The sequence below is a fragment of the Sideroxydans sp. genome, assembly GCF_054604835.1.
This window is the reverse complement of the sequence record NZ_JBTSFG010000002.1, coordinates 215,684-232,359: the sequence shown is the minus strand read 5'-3', so window position 1 is coordinate 232,359 and position 16,676 is coordinate 215,684. Positions and strand designations below refer to the sequence as shown.

Sequence of the window (16,676 nt, the reverse complement as noted above, 5' to 3'; positions counted from 1 at the left end):
TTTAGACCTTCTTCACGAACTCGGTCTTCAACTGCATCGCGCCGATGCCGTCGATCTTGCAGTCGATATCGTGGTCGCCATCTACCAGACGGATGTTCTTCACCTTGGTACCGACCTTCACCACCGAGGACGAACCCTTGATCTTCAGGTCTTTAATCACTGTGATCGTGTCGCCGTCGTTCAACACCGTACCGAAAGCGTCCTTGAACACCTTCACTTCTTCAGTTGCCTCGGCCACAGCCTTGGGCCATTCGTGCGCGCACTCGGGGCAGACGTAGTTGTCACCGTCTTCGTAGGTGTATTCGGAGTTGCATAGGGGGCACTTCGGCAGATCTGACATATCGATTCCAATATTGTTTGAAGAAATACTACTGCTATTACAACTTATAACCGCGGTGCACCGCGACCACGCCGCCGGTCATGTTGAAATATTCGACGCGCTCCAAGCCGGCGTCGACCATCATCTGCTTCAGTTCTTCCTGACCCGGATGCATGCGTATGGATTCGGCGAGGTAGCGGTAGCTGTCGGCGTCGTTGGCGATGAGCTCACCCATCTTGGGCAGCAGCTTGAAGGAATACAGGTCGTACATCTTCTCCAGCGGTTTGGCGACCTTGGAGAATTCCAGCACGATGACGCGGCCGCCCGGTTTGAGCACGCGCTTCATCTCGCGCAGAGCGGCGTCCTTGTGGGTGACGTTGCGCAGGCCGAAGGCGATGCTGACGCAGTCGAAATAGTTGTCGGGGAATGGCAGATGCTCGGCGTCGCATTGCGCGGTGGGCGTCGGTGTGCCGTTGTCTATCATGCGGTCGCGCCCGACGCGCAGCATGGCGTTGTTGATGTCGGTGAGGATGACCTGGCCGCTGCGGCCGACCTTCTTCAGGAACAGTTTGGACAGATCGCCTGAGCCACCCGCCACGTCCAGCACGCGCTGGCCTTCATGCACATTCGCCAGACCGACCGCGAAGGGCTTCCACACGCGGTGCAGACCGACCGACATGAGGTCGTTCATGATGTCGTATTTGCTGGCGACGGAGGTGAACACGCCGGCGACTTTCTTCGCCTTCTCGTTCTCGTCGACAGTTTCGAAACCGAAATGTGTCTTGGCCATTTTCCTGCCTCCTATTTCGGGTCGCGCGAGGCGCCCGCTGCCTGCATCTTGTCCAGATATTCCTGCCACAGCGTCTGCTGGTTCTGCCCCAGCGTATAGAGCAGGTCCCAGTCGTACAGGCCGCTATCGTGGCCGTCGTCGAATTCCAGTTTCAGCGCGTAGCTGCCGGCCGGCTCCAGACCCTTGAGCACGACATTGCGCTTGCCGACCTGCAGAGTCTCCTGGCCCGGGCCGTGTCCGCGCACTTCGGCGGAAGGTGACTGCACGCGCAGAAACTCGGCTGGCAGGTTGAAGCGTGCGCCGTCGTCGAAGGCGATCTCCAGCGAGTTGGATTTCTGGTGCAGGACGATCTCTGTAGGTGTGGCGTTCATAGTGAGCGTATCTTCTTGAGCAATGCGGTGGTGGAGCGTTCATGCAGGAAGGGGATGCTGTGCACGCTGCCGCCCCACCCCTGCACTTCTGTTGCGCCGACGATGTTCTCGGGTTTCCAGTCGCCGCCCTTGACCAGTTTGTCGGGCTTGCAGGCGAGTATCAGATTCAGCGGCGTGTCCTCGTCGAACTGCACCACCAGACTCACCGATTCAAGCGCGGCCAGCACGGCCATGCGGTCGGCTTCGTTGTTGATGGGGCGGTCGTCGCCCTTGCCCTGGCGCTTCACCGAAGCGTCGCTGTTGACGCCAACGATGAGCGAACCACCCAGCGCGCGCGCCTGCGCGAGATAAGTGACATGGCCACGATGCAGCACGTCGAAACAGCCGTTGGTAAACACCACCGGATGCGGCAAGGCGGCGACCTTGGCGGTCAGCTCTTCAACCGTGCACAGCTTGGTTTCGAATGCCGGAGTGGGATACATCACTGCATGTACTCGAACACGCGTACTACCTTTTTCACGCCACGCGTGGTGGCCGCGATCTCCGAGGCCGCATCGGCTTCGGAGCGAGTGACGATGCCCAGCAGATAGACCACGCCCGCCTCGGTGTAGACCTTGATGTGTTCGGGGCTGAAGGCTTTGCTTGCCAGGAAGCGGGTGCGCACATCACCGGAAACGCCGGAATCACTGCGGCGCACGCCGGTGTCGGCTGCCCGCGCCACATGCAGCTCGTTGGCGATGCCCTTGATCGGCGCGATGCCGCCCACGATGCGTTCTATGCCCTGCTTGGTCGCATCGTCCGGCACTTGGCCGGTGATCAGCGCAAAACGGTTGAAACAGGTGACGTTCACCTGGATGTTGCTGCGGTACTTGTCGGCGATACGCTGGCGTGAGGTGTATTCGATGTTGCGGTCATCCTGCACGGCGGCGGCGCTACGGCGCTCGATCTGCGGGTCGGTGATGCCCTGCGTCTGTGCACAGCCTTGCAGCAGCGCAAGAGCGAACAGTACGGCCACCAACCAGCGGCTGCGCATCACTCGCCCCCCAGCAACACGTGATCGATCACATCGCACAGACAATGCAGCATGAGCAAGTGCACCTCCTGGATGCGCGCCGTTCTCTCGGTCGGTACACACAGGTGGAAATCGCCTTCCTGCAGCATCGCACCCATCTGCCCGCCGTCGCGGCCGGTGAATGCGACGACGACCATGCCGCGCTCGTGCGCCGCTTCGATCGCTTCCACCACGTTGGGCGAACTACCGCTGGTGGAGATGGCCAGCAGCACATCGCCTTCCATACCGAGCGCGCGCACCTGCTTGGAGAAGATCTGCTTGTAGTCGTAATCGTTGGCGATGGAAGTGAGCACCGAGCTGTCGGTGGTCAGCGCGATAGCCGGCAGACCGGGACGCTCGACCTCGAAGCGGTTGATCAGCTCGGCGGCGAAGTGCTGCGCATCGGCGGCGGACCCGCCGTTGCCGCAGGCCAGTATCTTGCCGTCATGCATCAGGCAGTTGACCATGGCCTGTGCCGCATCGGCGATCGGCTTGGCCAGCACCTTCTTGCTCTGGAGTTTGATCTCGGCGCTATCGTCGAAATGTTTGCTGACGCGTTTAGCGAGTGTCATGTATTGGATTTCTCGTTGGTGAACGGGTTTGATTTTACCCTAAAGCTGGAACGCATTCTTCAGCCACTCGACTCCTTCGCCGCCTTCGGCCGAGCTGAGCAGCACGGCATCGAAACGGCAAGGCGGTGTCGGCGAGACGGAAGAAAGATAATGTTGTGCGGCCAGTATGAGCTTGTTCTGCTTGCGCGCGTCGATGCTGGCCGCCGCACCGCCGAAATCGGAGCGGCTACGCATGCGCACTTCGGCGAACACCAGTGTGTCGCGATCTTTCAGGATCAGGTCGATCTCGCCGAAACGGCAGCGGTAGTTACTGTGCAGCAGTCGCAGGCCCTGACGCTGCAGATACTGCGCAGCTGTCTGTTCGGCCTGCGCGCCGGCCTTCATCCGATCACTCTTCCGGCACCGTGGTCGGCATGGGCGGTTGCGGCCCTTTCAGCGCGGCGTCCATCGTCATGCCCTGTCCGTTGCGCATGGTGGATTTCACGCCCTCGCGCTTGACGTAGCGCCCTTCCAACGTCAGCTTGCCAGTGACGCCGTCCAGCGGCAGCGCATTGCTCGTATTGTGGTGGTACAACACCTGCAGCATACGGTAAGCGTCGATGCCCAGCGCGTACAGGCGTTCCATGTCCATGCTGTAGGGCGGTTCCACGCGCGGGTAGACCATCACCGCCGGATGATCCGGCTGCATCACCCAGGGCATGTCATAGAAACGCACCTCGCCCAGATCGTAATTGACCAGATTGTTGCCGTTGCCGGTGAACACCTGCGACGTGGTGTAGACCGGGATATCGGCGAAGATGTAGGGCCGGATGAGGCGAGCCTGATCCGGCTCTGCAGCCATGAACACCATGCTGCCCGCTTCTCCACCCAGCAAGCGGACCTCCTCCGGGTCGCCTTCGTACACGATCTCGGGCCACAGCACCCCGCCGGTGCGCTGCCATTCTTCTTCGAAAGCCTGCGCCAGCCGTTTGGACAGTGCGCTATCGGTGCGCACCACGGTGGCGGTGAGCAGGCCGGTGCTCGCAGCCCACTGCGCGGCCTGGCGTGCTTCGAGTTCCGGGGGAAGGCCAAAGGAATACAGCTGGTCGGTGCGCTCCATCTCCAGCACGTTGAGCGCAAGGGTCGGCACCGGCAGCGCCGGGTTCGCAGCCAATGCCGCGACGCCATTGCGGGTGAGCGGCCCGGCTACCGCGAGCGCGCCCTGCGCCAGCGCCAAGCGGTACAGCGCGTCCACTTCGAACTTCTCGTCGCTGGCAGAATAGACCCGCACCGGCAATTCGTTCGGTTGCTGTTCCGCCGCAGACAGGAAGCCCAGCTGCAACGCCTCTGCGGCACGTCCGAACACGGGCGAGCGCAGCGGCAGGATCAAGGCGATATGGTGTTCCGCGCCTTCTGCCAGACGGGGCAGGATAGGTTCGACGACCGGTTGTTCCATGTCGACCGTGCCGGTCTCGACAACGGGCGTTTCCACGGCGGGTTGCTCGGCCGATGCTGCCGGCGCAGTGACCGGCGTTACGGATCGGGGTGGAGTGGCGCAGCCAAACACGCTCACGTATAGTGCGGCGATCAACAGACCGCGCAACCATTTCAACCCGGGGATACTCGTTTGCATAGCAAGACCAATCAAAGAATCGAATGCGCATTATATGTAGTCGCCACCCCGATTGGAAATCTGAGTGACATTTCCCTGCGTGCGCTGGACATCCTGAACGGCGTGAGCGTCGTCGCAGCCGAAGATACACGCAATACGCGCCATCTATTGCAGCACCACGGTATCAGCGACGCCAAGCTGCTCGCCGTCCATCAACACAACGAGCGTGGTTCGGCCGACAAGGTCATCTCCCTGCTACAGGAAGGGAAAAGCGTTGCGCTGGTGACCGACGCCGGCACCCCTGCGGTCAGCGACCCCGGAGCCTTACTGGTGGAGGCGGTCATCGCAGCCGGTCTGCGCGTGATCCCCATCCCCGGCGCATCTGCCGTGGTCACCGCCTTGTCCGCTTCGGGTCTGGTCAATCCACATTTCATGTTCTACGGCTTCCTGCCCAACAAATCCGCCGCGCGCCGCGTCACGCTGCAATCGTTGGCGAACCAGACCTGCACACTGGCGTTCTATGAAGCCCCGCACCGCATCCTCGAATGCACGGCCGACCTGCAGGCCGTGTTCGGCGACGAGCGCGAGATCGTGTTCGCGCGCGAGATCACCAAGCTGTTCGAGAGCATCCATCGCTGCAAGCTGGGGATCGCGCTGGACTGGCTGAACAGCGACCCGAACAACCAGCGCGGCGAGTTCGTGCTGCTGGTGTCGGGCGCGGCAGAGCGCACCGAGGAACTTGATGCGGAGGCAGAGCGGGTGCTCACATTGCTGCTGGAAGAACTGCCGCTCAAGCAGGCGGTGCAACTCGCCGTGCAGATCACCGGACAGAACAAGAACGCGCTCTACCAGAAGGCACTTTCCATCAAGTCCGCATAAGCACGCGGTTGTTATTCGCGTCCGGTTTGCTAAACTCGCTGCCCCGCACCACGATCCGATCTTTCGAGGACGTAATGAATCCCGCATCCAAATTCCTCCCTGTTCTGCTGGCGCTGACTCTGGCTGCCTGCGGCGGCGGTGACAAGAAAGCCGCCGCGCCCGCCGCCGGAGCCATGCCGCCGCCGCCCGAAGTCGAGGTCGTCACCATCGCGACCGGCAATGCCACTTACACGCGAGATCTGCCGGGCCGCGTGCAAGCCTTCCGCACCGCACAAGTGCGCGCCCGCGTGGATGGCGTGGTCGAACAGCGTCTGTTCAAGGAAGGCAGCGACGTGACCGAAGGCACGCAGTTGTTCCGCATCGATTCGCGCAGTTATCGCGCCGCCGCCGAAGCAGCCAATGCCGATGCCGCGCTGGCCTATCAGAATCTGGATCGCGCCAAGCGTCTGCTGGAGATCAAAGCCATCAGCCAGCAGGAATACGACCTGACATTGGCCAGAGCGGCACAGGCGCGCGCTGCGCTGGTGCGCGCCAACGAGGATGTCACCAACGCCGGCGTGCCCGCGCCCATCACCGGCCACATCGGCCGCACCGAGGTGACCGAAGGCGCGCTGGTCAGCAAGAGCGCCGCGACCCTGCTGGCGACCGTCGAACAGCTCGATCCGGTGTATGTGAACTTCTCGCAATCGGCGACCGACCTGCTGCGTCTGCGTCAGGCGGTGGCGACCGGCGTGCTCAAGCGCGCCGAGTCCACCGACGTCGAGCTGATGCTGGAAGACGGCAGCATCTATCCCAAGACCGGCCGTATCTTCTTCACCGACCTGGCGGTCGATGCCAACACCGGCTCGGTCTCCCTGCGCGCCCAGTTCCCCAATCCAAAACGTGATCTGCTGCCCGGCATGTTCGTGCGCCTGCGCTTCCCCGAAGCCATGGCCGAGAACGTGATCCGTGTGCCGCAACGCGCGGTGCAGTCCGGTGCACAGGGCCAATTCGTGATGACCGTGGGCCCTGACGGCAAGGTCGCGCCGCGCCCGGTCACCACCGGCGGCATGGCCGGTGCGGATTTCGTCATCGCGTCAGGTCTGAAACCTGGCGATCAGGTCATTGTCAACGGCCTGCAGAAGGCGCGTCCCGGCACGGTGGTGAAACCGGTGCCGCTGGCGACCAGCATGAAGATGGAAAGCCAGCTTTCCGCTGCGAAGTAAGCCGATATGCTCGCCCGCTTCTTCATCGACCGCCCCATCTTCGCCTGGGTCATCGCGCTGGTCATCCTGCTGGCCGGTGTGCTGGCCTTGCGCGGCCTGCCCGTCGCGCAATATCCGTCGGTCGCACCGCCTGCGCTGGCCGTCACCGTCACCTATCCCGGTGCCTCGGCGCAGGTGATCGAAGAGACCGTGGTCTCCCTGCTCGAGCAGGAGATGAACGGTATCGACAATCTGCTGTACATGGAATCCGCCGCCGAACTGGGACGCGGCAGCATCACCCTAACCTTCCAGACCGGCACCGATCTCGACCTTGCTTCCGTTGAAACACAGAACCGCGTCAAACGCGCCGAGATCCGTCTGCCGGAAGAAGTACGCCGCATGGGTATCCGCGTGGCGAAATCGGCGCGCAACTACGTGATGATCGTTGCGCTCATCTCGCCCGACAAGAGCTTGGACAACGTGGCACTCGGCAGCTATGTCAGTGCCAACGTGCTGGACAGTGTGCAGCGCGTACCTGGCGTGGGCGAGGCACTGCTGTTCGGTACCGAATATTCGATGCGTTTGTGGCTGAAGCCAGAGAAGCTGCAAGCCTACGGTGTGTCGCCATCGGATATCTCGAAAGCAGTACGTGCGCAGAATTCGGAACTGGCTGTGGGCGAGCTGGGCCAACTGCCCTCCGCCCCCGGTCAGGAGATGAATGCGGTGATCGTCACCCGCAGCCGCCTTTCCACACCGGAAGAGTTCGGCAACATCTTAGTGCGCACCAATGCCGATGGTTCCGCTTTGCGCGTGAAGGACATCGCCCGTGTCGAACTCGGCGCACAGGATTACTCCACCGCCGCCCGCATCGACGGTCAGCCGACCGCCGCCATCGCCATCCGCCTGACACCGGACGCCAACGCGCTGGATACCGTGAAAGCGGTGAAGGCGCGCATGGCCGAACTGGCGAAGTTTTTCCCGCAGGGTGTCGACTGGGTGGTGCCGTACGACACCTCCAAGTTCATCGAGATCTCCATCCAGGAAGTGCTAAAGAGCCTGGCCGAGGCGCTGCTACTGGTGTTCCTGGTGATGTATCTGTTCCTGGGCAACCTGCGCGCCACGCTGATCCCCACCATCGTCATCCCGATCGCGCTGGTCGGTGCGCTGGTCGGTCTGTATCTGCTGGGTTATTCCATCAACGTGCTGACGCTGTTCGCGATGGTGCTCGCCATCGGTATCGTGGTGGACGATGCCATCGTGGTGGTGGAGAACGTCGAACGCATCATGACCAAGGAGAACTTACCGCCGCGTGAAGCGACGCGCAAGGCGATGGATCAGATCATCGGCGCGATCATCGCCATCACACTGGTGCTGTCGGCGGTGTTCATCCCGATGTCGCTGTTTCCGGGATCGACAGGTGCGATCTATCGCCAGTTCGCGGTGACGCTGGTGCTGACCATGGGCTTCTCCGCGCTGATGGCGCTGACGTTGACGCCTGCGTTGTGCGCCTCGCTGCTCAAACACACCCCAGGCAAGGACGACCTGGTACCGAAGAGCGGTCCGTTGCACTGGTTCCATGATGCATTCGAGCGCTTGAGCCATCGCTATGTCGGCGTGGTCGGCAAGATCGTGCGCAAAGCTGCGCGTTATCTGCTGGTGTATGCCGCCATCCTCGTCGCCGTGGGCTGGATGTTCAGCAAGCTGCCGGGCAGCTTCCTGCCTTCCGAGGATCAGGGCTATTTCGTCAGCGTGATCCAGTTGCCGGCCGGTGCCACACGTGAACGCACACTCGACGTGCTGACACAGGTAGAGCAGTATTACCTCGGCCTGCCGGAAGTGGAGCACGTCATCGGCGTGGCCGGTTTCTCCTTCTTCGGCCGCGGTCAGAACGCCGCCATCACCTTCGTGCGCCTGAAGGACTGGAGCGAGCGCCCGGCCAAGGAAAGCGGCGCATCGGCACTGGCACAGAAAGCCAATATGATGCTGTTCCGCATCAAGCAGGCGATGATCTTCGCCATCAATCCGCCGCCCATCCCCGAGCTGGCAGCGGCGGGCGGTTTCGACTTCCGCCTGCAAGACCGTGGCGGATTGGGGCGCGACAAGTTGCTGGAGGCACGCAACATGGCACTGGGTATGGCGATGCAGAACCCCGCACTGGCCGGTGTGCGCCCCGAAGGTCAGGAAGCCGGTCCGCAACTGTTCCTCGATGTGGACCGCATCAAGGCCGAAGCCTTGGGCGTTTCCATCACCGACCTGAACGAGACGCTGCAATCGCTGCTGGGCACGGTGTACATCAATGACTTCGTGCGTCAGGGCCGCGTGCTGCGCGTGCAGATGCAGGCCGAGGCCGACACCCGCCGCACGCCTGACGACATCCTCAACATCTCCATCCGCAACAAACAGGGTGGCATGGTGCCGCTGTCCGCTATCGCCAAAGCGAGCTGGATCAGCGGTTCGCCCAAGCTGGACCGTTACAACGGCCTGCCCGCCATGAAGATCGCCGGTGGTCCCGCGCCGGGACGCAGTTCCGGTGAAGCGATGCAGGCGATGCAGGAGATCGCCGCCAAACTGCCGCCGGGCTTCGGCTTCGAATGGTCGGGTACGGCACGCGAGGAAGAGCAGTCCGGCGCGCAATCCACACTGCTATTCGCAATCTCCATCGTAGTGGTGTTCCTGTGTCTGGCCGCGCTGTACGAGAGCTGGTCCATCCCGTTCGCGGTGATGCTGGCCGTGCCGCTGGGTGTATTCGGTGCGCTGCTGGCGGTGACGCTGCGTGACCTGCCGAACGACGTGTATTTCAAAGTCGGCCTGATCGCCATCATCGGCCTGTCGGCCAAGAACGCCATCCTGATCATCGAATTCGCACGCAGGTTGCAGGACGACGGTATGAACCTGATCGACGCCACGCTGGAAGCTTGCCGTCTGCGCTTCCGACCCATCCTGATGACCTCGTTCGCCTTCATGGCCGGTGTGTTGCCGCTCGCCCTTTCCACCGGTGCGGGCGCGCAGAGCCGCCATGCCATCGGCACCGGCGTGATCGGCGGCATGTTCACTGCCACGCTGTTCGCCGTGTTCCTGGTGCCGGTGTTCTTCGTTATCGTGCGCCACTTCTTCCCGGGCCATTCGCGCAAACACCTCGATTAGGTATCACCTCATGCGTGCACCCCGCACGGCTGGGAGCGCTGCGTCATCCGCTTCGTGACTTGACTGACTGTCCTCCGCTGCGCTTTACTCGCACACTTTTGCAATCATGAATCTGACCCCGATGCAGGGGTCAGACCTAAAGCGCAAGACAAATGGTCCGAATACAAGGGCCAAGCTAAATAGATATAAATGTAAACGGGGGAGAAGAAACATGAACAAGTGGTGGGATGATTTATCGCTGAAAAACAAGCTGCAGATTCCGGTGCAGCTGATCCTGATGCTGATCCTGCTGACCGGCCAGCACTTCGCGTTCGTCTGGTTCGAGGAACGCATGCTTGACGAAGTGAAACAAAAGACTGCTTTGACTGCCGAGGTTGCGTTCCGCGGCATGAATGCGCTGATGCTCAACGGCGAGATCGTCGATCCCGCGCGACGCAAGCAGGTGCTCGAAGGAGTGCTGCGCGACAAGCAACTGAATCTGTCCGAACTGCGCATGATCCGCGGCAAGCCGGTGCAAGACCAGTTCGGCCAAGGTGCTGCAAGCGAGCAACCAAAGGACGACATGGACAAGGCCGCGCTGTCTGGCGCCGGGATGCAGGTTGGAGCGCTCAAGCGTGAGGGGAATCAATCGACGCTACGCATGGTCGTACCATTCGCAGCCAGCAAGGATCACGGTGGCGTGAACTGCTTGCAGTGCCACGTGGTGCCGGAAGGATCTATCAACGGTGCGATCAGCTTGGTCGCCGATGTGTCCCATGAATATGAATTTATCTCGCGCGCCAACATCGTGCTGTGGATCGCGCAGGCGTTCATCCAGGTCGTACTGTTCTTCGTCGTCGGCGCGGTTATCAATCGTGTGACCCGCCCGGTCAGGGATCTGCAGCAGGTCATGCTGAAGATCCAGTCCACTGGCGACCTGACACAACGCGCGCCAGTGACCGGCAACGACGAGATTGGGCAGATCTCGCGTGCATTCGATGCGCTGATGGACAGCATGGCCGAAGCATTGCGCCGGGTGCACGCAGGCGCTCAGGATGTGATGCGCACATCAACGAAACTGGCGGTGATATCTGGGAAGATAACCGAAGGTTCAATGGCACAGAGCGAAGCGGCGTCCTCGACTGCCGCAGCTGTCGAGCAGATGACTGTCAGCATCACATCGGTCGCCGACAGCACCGAGGAAGTACGCAGGTTGTCGGGTGAGAGCCTGGCGCGCACCCGCGAAGGCAACGACAGTGCGGCCGAGATGATACGGGAGGTCCGCCAGATCGAAGAGACGGTGCGACAGGTCGCTGCCTCGGTCAAAGACTTCGTGCAAAGCACCCATGACATCGCGGGCATGACCCAGCAGGTCAGGGACATCGCCGACCAGACCAACCTGCTGGCGCTGAATGCCGCCATCGAGGCTGCGCGCGCCGGCGAACAGGGACGCGGCTTCGCGGTGGTCGCCGACGAAGTGCGCAAGCTGGCCGAGAAATCCTCCAGTTCTGCCGGAGAGATCGACGGCGTGACCTCCGGTTTGAGCAGCAAGGCCGAAAGCGCTGAAGAATCCATCGAACGTGGTCTGGCTTCGCTGCATGCGACGCTGGAACATATCGATCGTGTCACCATCATGCTTGAGCAAGCCGGCCAGTCGGTCAACGAGGCCAGCAGCGGCGTGAACGATATTGCTACCGTCGTACGCGAACAGAGCCAGGTCAGCGGCCAGGTCGCGCAACATGTGGAACGCATCGCACAGATGGCCGAGGCGAACCACAGTGGCATCGAACAGACCGCGGCCGACATACGCCATCTGGGCTCGCTGGCGGATGACCTTGAAGCCGCCATTGGCCGCTTCAAGGTGTGACCCCCGCGCGGGCAGCCGGCTGATCCAGAACGGTCGCCTCCGGCTTTCCGGTCACAGTGTACAAAGGCCGACAGTCAGTCGGCCTTTGCTACAATCCCGCCATCACTCCACTGAGCCGGGAACCCCCATGCAACAACTCACGATCACCCGCCCCGACGACTGGCACCTGCACCTGCGCGACGACGCGCTGATGGCCTCCGTCCTGCCCGACACCGCGCGCCAGTTCGCTCGCGCCATCGTCATGCCCAACCTGCGCCCGCCGGTCACCACCACCGAACAGGCCGTGGCCTACCGCGAGCGCATCCTGAAAGCGCTACCAACAGGCATGAAGTTCGAGCCGCTGATGACGCTGTACCTGACGGACATCACCTCTGCCGACGAGATCAAAAAAGCCAAGGCCAGCGGTGTGGTGCATGCGGTGAAGCTGTACCCAGCCGGCGCCACCACCAACTCCGATGCGGGCGTGACCGACCTGCGCAAGACCTATGCCGCACTGGAAGAAATGCAGCGTTGCGGCATTCCGTTGCTGGTGCACGGCGAAGTCACCAGCCCCGACATCGACATCTTTGACCGCGAATCCGTGTTCATCGAACGCGTGATGCAACCGCTGCTGAAAGACCTGCCCGAGCTGCGCGTGGTGTTCGAACACATCACCACCAAAGATGCCGCCGAGTTCGTGATGAGCGCGCCGGACAACATCGCCGCCACCCTCACCCCTCAACACCTGCTCTACAACCGCAACGCCATGCTGGTCGGCGGCATCCGCCCGCACTACTACTGCCTGCCAATCTTGAAACGCGAAACGCACCGCGAGGCACTGCTCAAAGCCGCCACCAGCGGCAGCAAGAAGTTCTTCCTCGGCACCGACAGCGCCCCGCACGCGCAGCACACCAAAGAGAACGCCTGCGGCTGCGCCGGTTGCTACAGCGCACACAGCGCCATCGAACTGTATGCCGAAGCGTTCGAGAACGCGGGCGCGCTGGACAAGCTGGAAGGTTTTGCGAGTTTCTATGGGGCGGATTTCTACGATCTGCCTCGCAATACAGAGAAGGTCACGCTATGCAAGGAAGAGTGGCTAGTGCCTGCGTCGGTAGGATTTGGGGAGCATCAGCTGGTGCCGTTGAGGGCGGGGGAGCAGATGAAGTGGAAGTTGCTTTGAAAAAGCCAGCTTCACGTGGAGCGCTATAATTGAAGCGCTTTGCAGCAATTTATAAACCTCCGGTGCAATGCCCGTTGGCTATTGCGCCCGCTTTACAATGTCTGCTCAGTTTCGGGAGAATGAGATGGAACGCAAGGTAGGCGCCAAAAGATCCGCGAAGAAAGTCGCATCGCCCAGTGACGGCAGCCAAAGGGATGCAATCATCCTCAATGCGCTGGTCGATTCCTTGCACACGATCTTCGAGACGATGATGAATACCAAGGTGGAGATGGGCGCGCCTATCCCCAAACCTGCAAACACTGTGCAGAGCGGTGTATCCGCCTTGATCGGCATGAATGCTCATCAAGCGCGCGGCAGTGTGGCAATCACCTTGCCGATGCCTGCGCTGAACGAGATCTCGCGCAAGCTGCTCGGCGAGGAAGTCACGGCTATAGATATGGATGCGGCGGGTCTGGCAGGCGAGCTTTCCAACATGCTGGCGGGTGTGGCGAAGCGCATCCTGTCCGAACAGGGCATGGAGTTCGATATGCAGACTCCGCAGATGATGCACGGCGACGGTCACGAGATCGAACATCATCATGACGGACAGACCATGCTGTTACCGGTGAACATGAACGGTCACGAATTCTTCATCGAACTGAATTTTGTGTGAGAACCTGGCTATGCCGCTTTCCAACTACCTCGATACCTCCCCTGTCATAGGAGACAAGGTCTTCCTGCATCCTTCCTGCCAGGTCATCGGCGATGTGAAGATCGGCGAGGACAGTTCCGTCTGGTGCAACACGGTGTTGCGCGGCGATGTGAACCGCATCGTGATCGGGCGCGGCTCGAACGTGCAGGACCTGACCATGGGCCATGTGTCGCACAAGACCGCCGAGAAACCGGATGGCTCGCCGCTCATCATCGGCGACTACGTGACGGTGGGCCACTCGGTGATCCTCCACGGCTGCCGCATCGGTAACGAGTGCCTGATCGGCATGGGCTCCATCATCATGGACGATGTGGTGATCCCCGATCATGTGATGGTGGGCGCGGGCAGCCTGATCTCGCCTGGCAAGACGCTGCAAGGCGGCATGTTGTACATGGGCCGGCCGGCCAAGGCGGTACGCGCACTGACCGATGAAGAGATCGAATATCTGCGCTATTCCGCCGAACATTACATGCGTGTGAAGGACAATTATTTGAAGAGCGAGGTTTCCTGAGATGTTCGGCGACGACATCTCATTCAGGATAGAGCGCGAACTCGAGCTTGAGATCGAGCGCAAATGCCTCATCCTGAATCTGGACTTCAACGATGATGTGGCGGTGCATGGCTTCGCACACGATGTCCTGAGCCATCTTGATCGCTATGGCAAAGCCGCCGCCGACGGCGACATGCAGGCCCGCATCAAGATCGAGCTGTATGGCATGGCGGTGTTGATGCACAAGAGCAACGCGGCTAATTTCGGTGCCGGTTACATGACACAACTGGATGCGCTGTCGGAACGCGAATCGGCATGGGTGAGGATCGCGCGGGCGATCTGGAGCGAATTGGAAAGACGCAATTCCATGGATGAAGCAAGGAAAGTAACGCAATGAAGATGGATAACGACGAAAAGCTGCTACGCGGCCAGATCAATCTAGAAACGGCGCAGATCGCCTGGCGGGAGCTGCAACGCTTCTTTGCCAGCGGTGCGACAGTGTTCGTCGGGCCTGAGCTTGATCTGGTAGAAGTGGCCTACCAAATCGCAAAGGACAATGCGGCGCAAGTCGCGGAGTGGATGGAGCACGGCCAGATCGCCCGAGTCACCGATGCGCAGGCTTTGGCCTGGCATGAGGCCGACACCATAGTGTGGGCCGTCGTCGCAAGACCATATGTTTTGATCCAGGAGAACCGCTATGTATCACATAGTTGAGAGCGAGAAGAGTTTCGAACAAGCAGCTGCCGATCTTGAAGCAGCGGTGAAGAAGCACGGCTTCGGCGTGCTGCATGTGCACGACATCGGCAACACGCTGCGCGGCAAAGGCGTGGCGTTCGAGCCGCAGTGCCGCGTGTTCGAAGTGTGCAATCCTGTGCAGGCTTCGAAGGTGATGGCGGCTGACATGCGCCTGAACATGGCGCTACCCTGCCGCATCTCGGTCTATACCGAAGGCGGCAAGACGCACATCGGCATGATCAAACCCGCCGCCATCCTCGCTTCGCTTTCGCAGGACCCGGCGCTCGCCGTGGTTGCACAGGAAGTGGAACAGCAAACGATACAAATGATCAACGAATCGAAGTAGCCGAACTTACTTCGCTTTCTTCAGTGCCGCCTCAATACGGTCGGCGAGGGTCTTCAGCACCTTGATGCGCGCGAAGTATTTGTCGTTCGCTTCGACCAGCGTCCAGGGGGCGATCTCGGTGCTGGTTCTGTCCACCATGTCGCACACCGCGTGCTCGTAGGCGTCCCATTTCTCGCGATTGCGCCAGTCTTCCTCGGTGATCTTGAAGCGCTTGAAACCGATCTTTTCGCGTTCCTTGAAACGTCTCAACTGCTCATCTTTGGTGATCGCCAGCCAGAATTTGACCACCACGATGTTGTGGCGCGCGAGTTGCGATTCGAAATCGTTGATCTCGCTGTAAGCGCGCATCCAGTCTGATTCGGAACAGAACTTCTCAACCCGCTCGACCAGCACGCGACCATACCAGGAACGGTCGAAGATGGTGAGACGGCCGCGTCGTGGCACATGCCGCCAGAAGCGCCACAGATAGGGTTGAGCGCGCTCTTCCTCGGTCGGTGCGGCGATGGGGATGATGTTGTATTGACGCGCGTCCAGCGCGCTGGTGATACGGCGCACTGCACCGCCTTTGCCTGCCGCATCGTTGCCCTCGAACATGGCGACGACCGTGATCTTGCTGAATTTTGGCGAGCGGGTCAGGATGGCGAGCCTGCCCTGATGCTTTTCCAGTTCGGCCTCGTATTTCTTCTTGTCCAGCTTCTGCTTCATATCCAGCGTCTTCAGCACGTTCAGCTTGTCGAGGGACGACATGGGCAGCGGCGCGGTGACGTCCGTCGCCTTTTTTGCGACATGCTTCAGACGTTTGGTGATCACGTCGAGAATGATCTTGCCCACGGTGAGGCTGCGATAGCGCGGGTCGTAACCCTCAACGATGGTCCATGGCGCGTCGGCGGTACTGGTATGGCGGATGACGCGTTCATTCACCGCGTTGAACTTGTCGTACAAATTGTAGTGCTCCCAATCCCGCTTGGTCACACGCCAGCGCGTTTTGGGAGCCTTCTCCAGCGACTTGAGTCGCTTCTGCTGTTTCTCCTTGGACAGGTGCATCCAGAATTTGAGTACCACCGCGCCCTCGTCCACCAGCATCTTTTCCAGACGTTTGGCACGCTCCAGACTTTGGTCCAGCTCGGCGTTCTTGGTCACACCGCGCACACGGTTGAGGATGGGCCAGGTGTACCAGGAACCGAGGAAGATGCCGATACGCCCTTTCGGCGGCAGCTCACGCCAGAAGCGCCACATCATCGGGCGGTCGAGCTCTTCGTCGGAGGGTTCGCCCATGCCGTGCGTCTGCAGGAAACGCGGGTCCATCCATTCATTGAGCAGGTTCACGGTCTCGCCGCGTCCCGCACCGTCCACCCCGCCGATCAGTATGACCACCGGGAATTTGGATTGCTTCGCCAGTTCCATCTGCGCTTCCAGCAGCGCTTCGCGCAGCTTGGGTACTTCGGCGTCATAGGTGGCTTTGTCTATCTTGTGTCCGAGCTCGGCGGATTCAAACATGATCGTCTCCT

19 protein-coding genes are annotated in these 16,676 nt (G+C 60.9%); 10 read left to right on the top strand and 9 right to left on the bottom strand.

Features of this window, described 5'->3' with window-relative positions; all coding sequences use genetic code 11:
- Position 1: 1 nt before the first annotated feature.
- Genes ACYCZ5_RS04450 through ACYCZ5_RS04415 form a run of 8 tightly spaced genes read right to left on the bottom strand, consistent with a single transcriptional unit; the run spans position 2 to position 4,715 of the window.
- Complete coding sequence (locus ACYCZ5_RS04450; protein WP_461543572.1) at positions 2-340, bottom strand: zinc ribbon domain-containing protein YjdM; 339 nt, start codon at positions 338-340, stop codon at positions 2-4.
- A 37-nt stretch (positions 341-377) separates the two neighbouring features.
- Positions 378-1,109 carry a bifunctional demethylmenaquinone methyltransferase/2-methoxy-6-polyprenyl-1,4-benzoquinol methylase UbiE gene (gene ubiE / locus ACYCZ5_RS04445; RefSeq protein WP_461543571.1) on the bottom strand — a complete coding sequence of 244 codons (732 nt, stop codon included), beginning with the start codon at positions 1,107-1,109 and terminating at the stop codon, positions 378-380.
- Between the two features lie 11 nt (positions 1,110-1,120).
- A complete protein-coding gene (locus ACYCZ5_RS04440) occupies positions 1,121-1,480 on the bottom strand; it encodes a gamma-butyrobetaine hydroxylase family protein (protein WP_461543570.1) in 360 nt (119 codons plus the stop codon).
- Positions 1,477-1,962: a D-glycero-beta-D-manno-heptose 1-phosphate adenylyltransferase gene (gene rfaE2 / locus ACYCZ5_RS04435; protein ID WP_461543814.1), complete on the bottom strand. Its 486-nt coding sequence runs from the start codon at positions 1,960-1,962 to the stop codon at positions 1,477-1,479. The genes ACYCZ5_RS04440 and rfaE2 overlap by 4 nt, the downstream gene beginning before the upstream one ends.
- Complete coding sequence (locus tag ACYCZ5_RS04430) at positions 1,962-2,513, bottom strand: BON domain-containing protein (RefSeq protein ID WP_461543569.1); 552 nt, start codon at positions 2,511-2,513, stop codon at positions 1,962-1,964. The genes rfaE2 and ACYCZ5_RS04430 overlap by 1 nt, the downstream gene beginning before the upstream one ends.
- Positions 2,513-3,103: a phosphoheptose isomerase gene (locus ACYCZ5_RS04425; protein WP_461543568.1), complete on the bottom strand. Its 591-nt coding sequence runs from the start codon at positions 3,101-3,103 to the stop codon at positions 2,513-2,515. The genes ACYCZ5_RS04430 and ACYCZ5_RS04425 overlap by 1 nt, the downstream gene beginning before the upstream one ends.
- 39 nt (positions 3,104-3,142) lie before the next feature.
- Entirely contained in the window at positions 3,143-3,487 is a 345-nt protein-coding gene (locus ACYCZ5_RS04420; RefSeq protein WP_461543567.1) for a YraN family protein, read from the bottom strand.
- 4 nt (positions 3,488-3,491) lie between these two features.
- Positions 3,492-4,715, bottom strand: coding sequence for a penicillin-binding protein activator (locus ACYCZ5_RS04415; protein WP_461543566.1), 1,224 nt, complete (start codon positions 4,713-4,715; stop codon positions 3,492-3,494).
- Between ACYCZ5_RS04415 and rsmI the strand changes: the two genes are divergently transcribed.
- The 10 genes from rsmI (at position 4,710) to ACYCZ5_RS04365 (ending at position 15,168) form a co-directional block, all read left to right on the top strand.
- Positions 4,710-5,573, top strand: coding sequence for a 16S rRNA (cytidine(1402)-2'-O)-methyltransferase (rsmI, locus tag ACYCZ5_RS04410; protein ID WP_461543565.1), 864 nt, complete (start codon positions 4,710-4,712; stop codon positions 5,571-5,573). The genes ACYCZ5_RS04415 and rsmI overlap by 6 nt on opposite strands.
- Before the next feature lie 74 nt (positions 5,574-5,647).
- A complete protein-coding gene (locus ACYCZ5_RS04405) occupies positions 5,648-6,778 on the top strand; it encodes an efflux RND transporter periplasmic adaptor subunit (RefSeq protein ID WP_461543564.1) in 1,131 nt (376 codons plus the stop codon).
- A 6-nt stretch (positions 6,779-6,784) separates the two neighbouring features.
- The gene (locus ACYCZ5_RS04400) at positions 6,785-9,901 is read left to right on the top strand and encodes an efflux RND transporter permease subunit (protein WP_461543563.1); all 3,117 of its coding nucleotides are present in this window, start codon (positions 6,785-6,787) and stop codon (positions 9,899-9,901) included.
- 211 nt (positions 9,902-10,112) lie between these two features.
- A complete protein-coding gene (locus ACYCZ5_RS04395; protein WP_461543562.1) occupies positions 10,113-11,747 on the top strand; it encodes a methyl-accepting chemotaxis protein in 1,635 nt (544 codons plus the stop codon).
- A gap of 127 nt (positions 11,748-11,874) precedes the next feature.
- Positions 11,875-12,906, top strand: coding sequence for a dihydroorotase (gene pyrC, locus ACYCZ5_RS04390; RefSeq protein ID WP_461543561.1), 1,032 nt, complete (start codon positions 11,875-11,877; stop codon positions 12,904-12,906).
- A 124-nt stretch (positions 12,907-13,030) separates the two neighbouring features.
- Positions 13,031-13,558: a chemotaxis protein CheX gene (locus ACYCZ5_RS04385; protein ID WP_461543560.1), complete on the top strand. Its 528-nt coding sequence runs from the start codon at positions 13,031-13,033 to the stop codon at positions 13,556-13,558.
- 10 nt (positions 13,559-13,568) lie between these two features.
- On the top strand, positions 13,569-14,108 hold the full coding sequence (locus tag ACYCZ5_RS04380) for a gamma carbonic anhydrase family protein (RefSeq protein WP_461543559.1): 540 nt from the start codon (positions 13,569-13,571) through the stop codon (positions 14,106-14,108).
- A 1-nt stretch (position 14,109) separates the two neighbouring features.
- Positions 14,110-14,484: a hypothetical protein gene (locus ACYCZ5_RS04375; RefSeq protein ID WP_461543558.1), complete on the top strand. Its 375-nt coding sequence runs from the start codon at positions 14,110-14,112 to the stop codon at positions 14,482-14,484.
- Positions 14,481-14,801 (top strand): DUF2288 domain-containing protein, encoded by a 321-nt coding sequence (locus tag ACYCZ5_RS04370; RefSeq protein ID WP_461543557.1) that lies wholly within the window; start codon positions 14,481-14,483, stop codon positions 14,799-14,801. The genes ACYCZ5_RS04375 and ACYCZ5_RS04370 overlap by 4 nt, the downstream gene beginning before the upstream one ends.
- On the top strand, positions 14,785-15,168 hold the full coding sequence (locus ACYCZ5_RS04365; RefSeq protein ID WP_461543556.1) for a DUF302 domain-containing protein: 384 nt from the start codon (positions 14,785-14,787) through the stop codon (positions 15,166-15,168). Before ACYCZ5_RS04370 ends, ACYCZ5_RS04365 begins: the two co-directional genes overlap by 17 nt.
- 6 nt (positions 15,169-15,174) lie before the next feature.
- Here ACYCZ5_RS04365 and pap read toward each other — a convergent pair whose 3' ends face one another.
- Positions 15,175-16,665 (bottom strand): polyphosphate:AMP phosphotransferase, encoded by a 1,491-nt coding sequence (gene pap / locus ACYCZ5_RS04360; RefSeq protein WP_461543555.1) that lies wholly within the window; start codon positions 16,663-16,665, stop codon positions 15,175-15,177.
- Positions 16,666-16,676: the final 11 nt, after the last annotated feature.

What these genes read in the sequence shown, in the direction of transcription:
- ubiE (WP_461543571.1), bottom strand. Translation starts at nt 1,109, where the DNA reads ATGGCCAAGACACATTTCGGTTTCGAAACTGTCGACGAGAACGAGAAG.
- ACYCZ5_RS04370 (WP_461543557.1), top strand. Translation starts at nt 14,481, where the DNA reads ATGAAGATGGATAACGACGAAAAGCTGCTACGCGGCCAGATCAATCTA.
- ACYCZ5_RS04365 (WP_461543556.1), top strand. Translation starts at nt 14,785, where the DNA reads ATGTATCACATAGTTGAGAGCGAGAAGAGTTTCGAACAAGCAGCTGCC.
- ACYCZ5_RS04375 (WP_461543558.1), top strand. Translation starts at nt 14,110, where the DNA reads ATGTTCGGCGACGACATCTCATTCAGGATAGAGCGCGAACTCGAGCTT.
- ACYCZ5_RS04385 (WP_461543560.1), top strand. Translation starts at nt 13,031, where the DNA reads ATGGAACGCAAGGTAGGCGCCAAAAGATCCGCGAAGAAAGTCGCATCG.
- ACYCZ5_RS04395 (WP_461543562.1), top strand. Translation starts at nt 10,113, where the DNA reads ATGAACAAGTGGTGGGATGATTTATCGCTGAAAAACAAGCTGCAGATT.
- ACYCZ5_RS04420 (WP_461543567.1), bottom strand. Translation starts at nt 3,487, where the DNA reads ATGAAGGCCGGCGCGCAGGCCGAACAGACAGCTGCGCAGTATCTGCAG.
- ACYCZ5_RS04380 (WP_461543559.1), top strand. Translation starts at nt 13,569, where the DNA reads ATGCCGCTTTCCAACTACCTCGATACCTCCCCTGTCATAGGAGACAAG.
- ACYCZ5_RS04440 (WP_461543570.1), bottom strand. Translation starts at nt 1,480, where the DNA reads ATGAACGCCACACCTACAGAGATCGTCCTGCACCAGAAATCCAACTCG.
- ACYCZ5_RS04430 (WP_461543569.1), bottom strand. Translation starts at nt 2,513, where the DNA reads ATGCGCAGCCGCTGGTTGGTGGCCGTACTGTTCGCTCTTGCGCTGCTG.
- ACYCZ5_RS04425 (WP_461543568.1), bottom strand. Translation starts at nt 3,103, where the DNA reads ATGACACTCGCTAAACGCGTCAGCAAACATTTCGACGATAGCGCCGAG.
- ACYCZ5_RS04415 (WP_461543566.1), bottom strand. Translation starts at nt 4,715, where the DNA reads ATGCAAACGAGTATCCCCGGGTTGAAATGGTTGCGCGGTCTGTTGATC.
- ACYCZ5_RS04400 (WP_461543563.1), top strand. Translation starts at nt 6,785, where the DNA reads ATGCTCGCCCGCTTCTTCATCGACCGCCCCATCTTCGCCTGGGTCATC.
- pap (WP_461543555.1), bottom strand. Translation starts at nt 16,665, where the DNA reads ATGTTTGAATCCGCCGAGCTCGGACACAAGATAGACAAAGCCACCTAT.
- ACYCZ5_RS04405 (WP_461543564.1), top strand. Translation starts at nt 5,648, where the DNA reads ATGAATCCCGCATCCAAATTCCTCCCTGTTCTGCTGGCGCTGACTCTG.
- ACYCZ5_RS04450 (WP_461543572.1), bottom strand. Translation starts at nt 340, where the DNA reads ATGTCAGATCTGCCGAAGTGCCCCCTATGCAACTCCGAATACACCTAC.
- rfaE2 (WP_461543814.1), bottom strand. Translation starts at nt 1,962, where the DNA reads ATGTATCCCACTCCGGCATTCGAAACCAAGCTGTGCACGGTTGAAGAG.
- pyrC (WP_461543561.1), top strand. Translation starts at nt 11,875, where the DNA reads ATGCAACAACTCACGATCACCCGCCCCGACGACTGGCACCTGCACCTG.